Origin of the sequence: Acinetobacter sp. TYF_19, from assembly GCF_043105125.1 — a bacterium.
Taxonomy (GTDB): domain Bacteria; phylum Pseudomonadota; class Gammaproteobacteria; order Pseudomonadales; family Moraxellaceae; genus Acinetobacter; species Acinetobacter johnsonii.
The window spans coordinates 1-2,106 of the sequence record NZ_JBICLH010000050.1; the positions used below are offsets into that span (position 1 = coordinate 1).

A 2,106-nucleotide genomic window follows, 5' to 3' on the forward strand; every position below is an offset into this window, starting at 1 on the left:
GACATGCTGTGCTGCTGCAACAGGTACAGTGCCAGAACCTGTATCTGATTGTGGTAATGGCGTAAATTTTTGCTGCTCCTGTTGCAGTCGAACAGCCGGTTTTTCTTGCGTGGTGGCATGAATCCGCTGATTGGCGGTTTCATGCAGCCACCGGCCAATGTGGGCATTGGCGACATCAACATCTAACAGTAAACCCGAAGTCTTCAGGCTTGCTTTCAATGGCACAATAAAGCTTGATTTGAGGTATCCATTAAAGCGTTCAACTTTGCCTTTGGTCTGTGCACGGTAGGGCTTACATACGCGGGGACGAAAGCTGTACTTCTTGGCGCAATCGAGCAGTTTGGGGTTCCATTTATGCTGCCCCTCCTGATAGGCATCCCGTTCAATCATGATCGTTTTAGCGTTATCAAACAGGATTTCTTGAGGTACTCCTGCAAAGAACTGAAATGCATTTTCCAGACCATCGATCCATGCATCCGTACGTTCATGATCATAAAATTTCACGAAAGTCGCTCTGGAATACACGTTCAGCAATATGGTTTCTAATACCGCCAATCACTTTACTTGGTGTATCAAAAGATCGTTGTGCAATTTCATCGAGAATGGTCTTATCTCGTTCATGTCCAATACCAACCCAAATTGGTACTGATCGTTTGCAAAGCAAAGCAGCTAGGTCGTAATCATTCAAGTAAGCCAAATCATTGACAGCACCACCACCACGAATGATGACAATCAAGTCAGGAGGTGTTTTGTATTCATTCGCCCACTGTCTTAATCCTTGGCTTAAAGAAGCAATGATACTTGCTGCTGCAGTATTTCCTTGAAATGTTGCTGAGTGATAGATGAATTCACAGACCCCAGCTTTATGCAGAATATCAGCATCCTTCCTAAAGTCTCCTAATCCTGCAGCTTGTTCAGGTGCAATGACGAGGACTTTGCTGATGTCAAATGGTGTAGGGAGCTTCTTATTCTTGTCAATCAAACCATCTTCTGTGAGTTGCTTTACGATCTGTTGGTAACGTCTCGCAAGATCACCGAGCGTAAAGCTTGAGTCAATATCTTCAATGTTTACTGAGAACCCATATTGCGGACTAAAGCTGGCTTTGACTTTAATCAGGACATTCAGGTCCTTTGACAGCTCCATTCCACTTTCGTTCTGAAACTTGTACAGGAGCTTAGCTGCAGTGGACTTCCAAATGGTTCCTTTACAAGTTGCAATGACTTTATCAGTGCCCTCTTCTTTTTCAGCAAGTTCTAGGTAGCAGTGACCACTCTTGGTGTTCAGGCTTCTAATTTCAGCTTTAACCCATACAGGATCACCAAAGGAAATCTTTACGATCTCTTGAACTGTTTCGAGGTATTCACTGAGGGAAAGCTGTTGATCAGGCATACTTAGTTTTTATGAATTGTAATTGTCAAAGACTATAGAAAGTTTGGCTTATAGGCAAACACCTATAGGTTATGAAGTAATAATGCCACTTCATGTATCGCAAGTCATGCCGGTTAGGGCAGTGACGATAGAAACCAAAAAAGTGGCTAACATTTCAACTAAAGGTCTTCAATGGCTACTCGAATCCTGCCTTGTTGTGCACGAGATTCGACAAGCTGATTCAGCTCTGCATCTTCTCCTTGGTTCATTACTCGATACACAGTAGCTACCCCACAACCAACAGCTTTCGCAATTTCCTGCTTAGTCATGTTATTTGTAGCAAGCAACTCCTTGATTCTTTTGTGCTTGGCTTCATTTGGTTTCTTACCTGATGGTTTGTACCCTGAACGCTCTAAGCCTTGCTTGATCCTTTCTATACGTTTCTCGTTATCCAAACGAGCCATAGTAGCAAGTAGATCAATCAGCATATTGTTGATGAGATCTAGGATCGAACTTGTAATACTGTCATTGGTTTGAATTAGTTGATGAGTAGTCGGAAGGTCAGCAACTACTAAGCGAAGCCCCTTCTCTTGGATTCTACGCTTAAGTTCTTGGAAGTCTGCTTGGCTTAGACGGGACAGACGATCAACGCTTTCTACCAATACCGTGTCGCCTTGGTTTGCTTCTGTGAGCAACCTGTTTAGTTCAGGACGATCCAACTTCGTCCCTGAGAAATT

General features: G+C 43.4%; 3 pseudogenes. All 3 read right to left on the reverse strand.

Going from position 1 to position 2,106, the window contains the following annotated elements:
• Positions 1–522: pseudogene (gene istA, locus ACF8FD_RS06675) on the reverse strand (IS21-like element ISAba8 family transposase); the annotation flags it as partial.
• A gap of 1 nt (position 523) precedes the next feature.
• A pseudogene (gene xseA, locus ACF8FD_RS06680) lies at positions 524–1,390 on the reverse strand (exodeoxyribonuclease VII large subunit); the annotation flags it as partial.
• 248 nt (positions 1,391–1,638) lie between these two features.
• Positions 1,639–2,106: pseudogene (locus ACF8FD_RS06685) on the reverse strand (recombinase family protein); the annotation flags it as partial.